The organism is Psychromonas sp., assembly GCF_983033635.1.
In genome coordinates, this window is the sequence record NZ_CEZLMY010000009.1 from 12,338 (window position 1) to 18,900 (window position 6,563).

The following is a 6,563-nucleotide window of genomic DNA, read 5'->3' on the forward strand; positions in this document are numbered from 1 at the left end:
TAAAGCGCCTTAGCGTTATGGCATATCTAGTTAAAGGAGAAATAGACTTTTACACTCGCTATTGGGAGTTAGCGAGCGTAGATTTGTTCGATTAAGTTGAGCCTAACAAACTGAACTGTCAGTCAGTTCAATTTAACTATTCCACTAATTCCCTACTTTATCCCAGCACCTTGTAAACGGTAGTGCGACTGCACCCTGCTCTTTACTGATTGCATGTTTATTGCGTCCTTGCGCTGTAATATACGCTTCCGTTCCATTTCAGCGATAGGCATCTTCGAACCACAAAAACTGACCAGAATATAAACAGCATGTTACACGTCATTTCATAGTTCGACTTTCAAGCGGTATTACTTATGGTATTACTTTAAATGGATTAGTTTGGCTCTGATATGACAATTTTGAAGTCAGGACGATATAAGAGCTGACATATCCACGAGTTGATCGTATTGCTCGCTGTCGGGAAGAAGCGAGCATTAGCGGTTAGGTGGTAAGAGTGAGATATATACAAAAATGGCGACTGCCTATGCAAATCGCCATTTCCTATTTATAAACCCTTAGGATAACTTCTGGTATCGAAATTAACTTAGTCAAAAGCGGGGGCTGCCCTGTCACTTTTATATGCCGAACGCCCCTGAATTTAATGACCAAACACGAATATGTTACTTTTGGGACTGCTTTTTTAACTGAATAAAACTCAGAACTGAAAGCAGTGCAAAAAATGCCGGATCAGTCCACCCAAAACCAACAAATATTGTATTGATGCAGGCATATAATGTGATAATCAAGCCAAGTATGTTGGTCAACATTAACCCCAAAAATAGCTTTCTTGATAACTCACTTTCTTCTATTTCACGAAATAGAAAACTGATAGCTGCTATTCCACCTAAGAAAATACTATTGTGTTGTGACAAAAAGTAAGCATATTGATCATTCACTTCTACACCATACATAGGCCAAATCAGGCTAGGCATAAAAAATAGTGCTACGGCAAATGCTCCATAAATAGCACTATGTATCAATAAAAATGTTTTATTTTTCATTCAGCCCCCTAACTCGCAATTGGTGCTTTATTAATAAAAGATAAAGTTTCATTAATATCAAACACTTTACCCTGCACTTCTGAAATTCCCATTTTTTGCAAACGAGCCGTGTGCATTTCTAAATAACCCAAAGCCGATTCTTTATTTTCAAAAAGATAAATACCGCCTGCTTGTTGAGTTGTTTCATTTTCTGTCCAAATTTTCCAAACCAACCCCGACTCCCGGTTAATAGATTCAGCCAACTTTTTTAATAAATGGGACATTTCCTCACCAAATGGGCCTTGGAACTTAAAGTCTACCTGTAATAATGTACGCATAATTAATTGCTCCGTAATTTTCATTATAGAAATGATTTCGCGAATATCTCCCTATACCTGAAAAATACTTTCCTGACAGAAAAAACTTTCTCAGCTATAGCACTCTTCGCGAGATGTGCAATAATCATATCTGTAAAAAATAAACATTAAAGTTCAAATTTTATTGTATAACTGTGGAAAAAATAGACCAATGAGATTAAAAACCACGCTAGAGCAATGGGTAACACTACAGGAAATCGATCGTTCTGGAAGTATTCAAGCGGCCGCTGCCCAGCTAAACAAAAGTCATACAACGTTAATCTATGCAATAAAAAAATTAGAGGGACAGTTAGGCATTTCATTAGTTTATATTAAGGGACGCAGAGCCGTATTGACTGAGCAGGGAAAATCCTTGCTCCGGCGTGCCAGTTCAATGCTAGAGCAAGCCCATGATCTTGAAGTTATCAGCGGCCAACTATCCAAAGGAATAGAATCTGAAATAACAGTATCTATCGATCATTTGACCTGTCAAAAGTGGGTATATCAACCATTACTCGAATTCTTCTCTCAAAATAAAAGTACTTCAGTACAAGTCGTTGAGACTTCTTTATCTAGCACAACAGATGCTGTTTTATCTGAAAAATCTGACATTGCAATCATTAACTTTCCAATTACTAACCACCCTGCTGAAGCTTTCGGTATTGCAACTATGGTTCCCGTGGTAGCCAAGAATCATCCGTTGGCATACAAAACTAACCTTTGTCTGGGAGATTTAATAACCGAGACACAAATTGTAATACGTGACCTTGGTTCACATCTGGCCAAAGATAAGAAAAATGTCGGATGGCTGAAATCACAACAACGCTTAACAGTTGATAATTTTGACCACGCTTGGCGAGCTGTCACAGAAGGCTTAGGTTTTTGTCGTTTTCCAGAACACATGGTAGATGAAATGAATAGTGATAATGTAGTGCGATTATCTATAGAAGGTTCACAACGTTATCAGGTTCCAATTCATATTACTTTACCGAAAGGGATTAAAACGGGACCAGCTGCTCGTTGCCTCTACGAACTATTGCTTGCCGAAGCGAATAGACGAATTGGTAATATCCAATAGAGAATTAGTAAATATTATCTAAAGGGAATGGTTTTAGAACAAGAAACTCTAATTCAAAAAGTTAAGGGTTATGGTATAAGTGATGAAAGGAACTCTACTTAAAACAGCATGAAGTAGTGAGCTTGCGTTACTACCGATGACCACTTTTTTGTCGCTAATTAAACATTGCCCCCCCAGCTATGCTGAGGTGACTCGCATGGGTTTAACCGTGACGGACGACCGTTGTAATTATTTTGCTTTTAATATGCTTTATACTGCTATAGCAGCTCAATGATATGAGTTGTTAGAGGCTGTTTTAACTCCTCTCGATTTTTTGTAAAAGGTCCGGGTATTCTCAGCAGGTTGAATTAAAACAGAAATAATCCCTCTTTAACTGGCTTTTCAACCATTCGATAGCTTCATACTTGTTATCAAAGTCTTTCATATTTTGTAATTTTATAGATGGAACCAAACTATTGATAATACCCAAAGTAGCAGATGACTTTATCACCATTGCTTTAGCCACCATATTTTGATTGTTTAACCATTTATTATATTTTTCAAGTTCCGCATATGCTTCAGGGGTGCCACCTAATAATTCTAAATTATTAACTAAAATAGAAAAGATCTTACCGTTGAAACTTTCAATTACTCCTTTTACATCTTGAGTAAATTTGAACACTCCATACTCATTAAAAGCACCTGTCAATTTGAGTACAATGATGTTCCCATTGACTACAATACTATGGCCTCCATGCTCCATTGATATATACCCGTTTTAAAAATAATAACAGAGTATAAAGTGGTCCTAATTAAGGTTAAGACCACTTTATAATTATTTATTGACCTTACATATGCCAATCATAAGAATGAGTTGCAGTTAATGGGCGTTCTTTTAATGCTATTGTTGCCTTACTATGTACGTTATCTTGCACAAGCCAATCATGAGAATTAGTTGCAGTCACTGGACGTTCTTTTAATGTGGTTGTCTCGGTATTATCCGTTTTACCACATGTAGTAACTACTGTATTTGAACCAGCCATTGCACCATCAATGTAACAAGGTACTGATGGAGTTCCGCCTGTCGCCAATGCTGAAGCACTAAACGCAATTGCACATAAGATTGTGAATTTTTTCATAATGTTTCTCTCAATTTTTAATTAACATAAATCATAAGTTTTGAATGTCCTTGAGGGGCTGGCTTCTCGATGTCCTGCGGTCCTCCACCAGCATCCCAATGGTTGCGACATCACCTAGTGCTGGATACGTGTCCTCATCTGGCAACACAGTAGCAACACCAGTCCAAGCTAATTAAAAAGCAGTACCTACACCAATCAAAAGTTATTAAAAATATTTTAATAATATTCTCCCATGCTGCTTTTATTTTAAATCCACTTATTTATCAGCACGATAGATTGCCAGTGTTATAGACTTCAAATTTTGTATTTATGCCAAATTAGTACAAAAAGGAGATGCCATAAATAACTTATAAACGCCGAAATACGAGGGGGCTCGATAGCAATGACTAATACTGTTGTTGCTAAAATGTGGCTTGGTCTTTTGTTCGAAGGGAGAAGCAACAAAGAAGACAGTCTGAATGAAGCCACCATCGCGAAAGCCTACTCGTGGTTCTGTCGATCGCGCAGTCAGTTTTTACTGACCGCTGACATCATGCTTTGAAGCAAGCAAAGGGTTTATGACGGCTGTTATGACGAATGAATTTGAGAATTAAGACTGGCATGGAAAATAAAACGCAAGGGTAATTACCATCTTAGCAAGGGCTGCTGTGTATACCCTGAAAACAAAGCACGCTAGCTCGATGGTTCATGATACAACGTTATTACTGTTACAACCCCACTGGTTCTCTCGAGGTAGTACAACGTTGAGCCGAATGCAGGTAATTGGGGAAGCTTGCTAATTTTTACCTTGCTTAGTCGTACATCATTTGGAAGTTTAAAATTATACGTATCAAGGCTAGAGTGGTTTGGTACTACGCCTTCTGTACGTATTTCTCTCTCTACTTTGTCAAATATTCCGAAATAATAACCACCGTGTTTCATGTGTATTTGACCAGACTCCGATGTGAAATAGTGATTACTGGAAACAAACTTTTTACCTATAATAATTTTTCCAGTTTTTGCATATACCAACTCATTGTCTACAGGGTTAACCAGCATGCCATGAAAATTCCCCTGGTAAAGTACCTTGTCATCAGAAAAAGAATAACCAAAAATCGCCCCTAAAAGTAGAGCCCCTATTCCAAATAAAATAGTGAATAATTTATTATTGATCATTAAGCATATACCTCTCCAGACTAATTAATAATCCTTTTTGTATACTTATAGGGCGGATTATATTTACACTGAAAGCATCCGTGTTCGGGGAGACAAAAACATAAGAATGATACTCTTCATTTGATAAGATAAAGATGTCTAACTGCGGTATGTTTTTATTCGTCAGTGCTGTGAGCACATCTTGTTTTAGCTGTAATGCTTCAGAGCTAACAAGGTTTTTTTGTAAGTGAATTATCGCTGTTAATTCATTTTTTTTACTTTGGTAAATTTCTGTAAAAACTTCTTTTTTTGTAAAGATACTATTTATTTCACTCGGAACTATTAGCCATCCAATAGTTGCTCCGATGCAAAAGAGTAAGCTCATGGCGACAATAAAATTATATTTTAATGGTTTTGTCTTTTGCTGTGGAGCGTCTGTTTTGGGGGGAACATCGATAAACGAAATACTATCACTGGTAATCATGTAACCTTTTCTAGCAATCGTTTTTAGTACCTTTTGCTTTTTGCCATCATCACCAAGCGCAACTCGCAAATTAAAAATAGATTGAGTAACACTGGCTTCCGATACTACTTTGCCAGCCCAAGCTCCTTTGAAGAGAGTTTCACGGTCTACTGGTATATCAACACTGTTCAATAGGATTTCTAATACCGTAAAATCACCAATACCTAATTTGTGTTTATTACCATCAATAACGACTGCTAATTCTGAAGGTAATAATTGCCTTCCGTTAACTAAAGTGACTTTATCAGAATTATTTTTCAAAAAGAAATCTCATACAACTAAAAAATATGAGCTGCATTATAACTAACTACTTTCTACATTCTATATTTTATATTCTATAATGGGATCTGATGAAGTAGTCATCAGATTGTTACAACCTAGTTAAGCAACTAATGTTAAGTTTGCTATCTGCTCAGCCTCATATTGATTCGGATTTTTATATCCTAAATATAAATGCAAGCGATAGCTGTTATAGAACATAGATATATAAATTAAGATATCTTGTTGAGCTTCATAACGTGTTTGGTAATTCTGCCATTGCACTAGTTCTTGCTTCAAAGTACCAAAAAAGCTTTCAACGACTGCGTTATCCCAGCAGTCACCTTTTCTGCTTATGCTCCCTTAATTCCACTTTTTTTCATTGACCGTCTCATTTCTTTGCTGGCATATTGAGATCCTCGATCCGAATGGTGAATGACTCCTGCACCTGGTTGCGCAGCCAGAGTTCCAGCTTCTTTCATGCGCCGACTGCCGTACGTGTCACCGCTGGCTTTTGCTATATCTTGAACCCATTCCAACATTTCTTCATGGAGTGGCTCTACCCGCTTATTTAAGCTTCTTCGCATAAAGCTATAGTAGCCATTGCTGGTGACATTCAATATGTTACACATGAGATTGATTGGCCAGGCCATCTTGCTACGGGTAATAAACGAGTATTTTATTTCGTTTCTATCGCAAAGAAGACCGCTTTTTTTAAGATGTTTTTATCCATTTCAAGGCGTTTTACCTGAGCCTTTAATTTCGGATTTCTTCCTGCTCGGGAGTTAGTTTTCCATTCCATCTAAATGCTTGCCCATCACAATTTTGATGTTCTTTGATCCACCCTCCCTGCAAAAGATCAAGCCACATTTTAGCAACAACAGTAATTGATATCGAGAACTCCCCTCCTGGAATTTAGGCGGTTATAAGCAATCTATGCCGGATCCATTTTGTCCCAACTTGGCATAAAGCCAAAATTTGCAGCCTATGACACCAACAGCCTATCGTGCTGATAAATAAGGAAATTAAAAGATAAAACGCTATGCAAAGATATTATTAAAATATTTTTAATAACTT

Annotated in this window: 8 protein-coding genes and 1 pseudogene; 2 read left to right on the top strand and 7 right to left on the bottom strand. The window is 37.2% G+C overall.

The window, feature by feature from the left end:
• Nucleotides 1-659 precede the first annotated feature (659 nt).
• Together AC4GME_RS02235 and AC4GME_RS02240 are read right to left on the bottom strand one after the other, a co-directional pair.
• Nucleotides 660-1,040, bottom strand: coding sequence for a hypothetical protein (locus AC4GME_RS02235; protein WP_490376431.1), 381 nt, complete (start codon nt 1,038-1,040; stop codon nt 660-662).
• Nucleotides 1,041-1,048: 8 nt separating this feature from the next.
• A complete protein-coding gene (locus AC4GME_RS02240; RefSeq protein WP_490376432.1) occupies nt 1,049-1,357 on the bottom strand; it encodes a monooxygenase in 309 nt (102 codons plus the stop codon).
• 190 nt (nt 1,358-1,547) lie between these two features.
• On the opposite strand from AC4GME_RS02240, the gene AC4GME_RS02245 reads away from it, so the two are divergent.
• Nucleotides 1,548-2,453 carry a LysR family transcriptional regulator gene (locus AC4GME_RS02245; RefSeq protein ID WP_490376433.1) on the top strand — a complete coding sequence of 302 codons (906 nt, stop codon included), beginning with the start codon at nt 1,548-1,550 and terminating at the stop codon, nt 2,451-2,453.
• 334 nt (nt 2,454-2,787) lie between these two features.
• Here the strand turns inward: AC4GME_RS02245 and AC4GME_RS02250 are convergent, their stop codons facing one another.
• On the bottom strand, nt 2,788-3,195 hold the full coding sequence (locus tag AC4GME_RS02250) for a hypothetical protein (protein ID WP_490376434.1): 408 nt from the start codon (nt 3,193-3,195) through the stop codon (nt 2,788-2,790).
• Between the two features lie 85 nt (nt 3,196-3,280).
• Nucleotides 3,281-3,571 (bottom strand): hypothetical protein, encoded by a 291-nt coding sequence (locus tag AC4GME_RS02255; RefSeq protein ID WP_490376435.1) that lies wholly within the window; start codon nt 3,569-3,571, stop codon nt 3,281-3,283.
• Between the two features lie 382 nt (nt 3,572-3,953).
• Between AC4GME_RS02255 and AC4GME_RS02260 the strand changes: the two genes are divergently transcribed.
• On the top strand, nt 3,954-4,112 hold the full coding sequence (locus AC4GME_RS02260; RefSeq protein WP_490378969.1) for a hypothetical protein: 159 nt from the start codon (nt 3,954-3,956) through the stop codon (nt 4,110-4,112).
• A gap of 131 nt (nt 4,113-4,243) precedes the next feature.
• Here the strand turns inward: AC4GME_RS02260 and AC4GME_RS02265 are convergent, their stop codons facing one another.
• From AC4GME_RS02265 to AC4GME_RS02275, 3 genes and pseudogenes are all read right to left on the bottom strand, one after another.
• Entirely contained in the window at nt 4,244-4,726 is a 483-nt protein-coding gene (locus tag AC4GME_RS02265; protein ID WP_490376436.1) for a hypothetical protein, read from the bottom strand.
• Nucleotides 4,716-5,489: a winged helix-turn-helix domain-containing protein gene (locus tag AC4GME_RS02270; protein WP_490376437.1), complete on the bottom strand. Its 774-nt coding sequence runs from the start codon at nt 5,487-5,489 to the stop codon at nt 4,716-4,718. Before AC4GME_RS02270 ends, AC4GME_RS02265 begins: the two co-directional genes overlap by 11 nt.
• 120 nt (nt 5,490-5,609) lie before the next feature.
• Nucleotides 5,610-5,961: pseudogene (locus AC4GME_RS02275) on the bottom strand (IS3 family transposase); the annotation flags it as partial.
• Nucleotides 5,962-6,563: the final 602 nt, after the last annotated feature.